This window comes from Bartonella sp. AU15XJBT, from assembly GCF_028618615.1.
Taxonomy (GTDB): Bacteria; Pseudomonadota; Alphaproteobacteria; order Rhizobiales; family Rhizobiaceae; genus Bartonella.
In genome coordinates, this window is sequence record NZ_JAQITG010000109.1 from 1 (window position 1) to 819 (window position 819).

Sequence of the window (819 nt, forward strand, 5' to 3'; positions counted from 1 at the left end):
GGGTATACTCAAGTCTACGGTTCTGTTTATGGCAATGCTAAAGTGACTGGTTATCACACCATTAGAGGTTTGGTGCATGGCAATGCAAGGTTAAAAAGAGATGGTTATTCATATGTCAAACAAAACTTTTACTATGCATATGGGATTCCTGAAGATTGTGAAATTTATGAAAATGATACCGTTGTAAAGATTAGTGAAAATAAAGCTGCTTAAATAACGCTCGGGCGCGGCGGGGGCGCCCCCTTTAACCATCTCATTCTAAAATTTAATCTTTTTATAAAGGAATTGTGTTATGCAAAAAAAGTTTACACTCACAAATGAAACGCGTGTATTGGGTAATCATACTCTTTATCGTATCCAAGCATTAAAAGACTTTTCTGATGTTAAAGCTGGTGCCTTGGGGGGCTTTATTGAAAAGGAAAAAAACTTAAGTCATGATGGCAATTGCTGGGTCTATGATGATGCCATTGTATTTAAAAATGGTCATGTTTATGAAAACGCAAGGGTTTATAACAATGCTATCGTGGCTGGTTATATCTATGGGAATGCCCATGTGTATGGCAAGGCTGCTGTTTCTAATAATTCCCATGTCTATGGTAATGCTCATGTCTATGGCAATGCTATTATTTATGATAATGCCTATATTTATGACAATGCTAGGGTTTATGAATACGCTCGTATAGCAAATGACGTGCATGTTTATGAAAATGCTCATATCCATGGCATTGCTGTTATTCGTGAAAATGTCGGCGGGTCTACTAAAATAAAAACCTATATTGAACAGCTTTCCCCTTATAGCGAATTAGAGATTGTCTGGGT

At 37.0% G+C, this 819-nt stretch carries 1 protein-coding gene and 1 pseudogene; both read left to right on the forward strand.

Features of this window, described 5'->3' with window-relative positions; all coding sequences use genetic code 11:
- Window positions 1-213 (forward strand): annotated as a pseudogene (locus PVV57_RS10390) (hypothetical protein); the annotation flags it as partial.
- Window positions 214-292: 79 nt separating this feature from the next.
- The coding region (locus tag PVV57_RS10395; protein ID WP_273784060.1) for a hypothetical protein at window positions 293-819 on the forward strand (527 nt) is incomplete at its 3' end.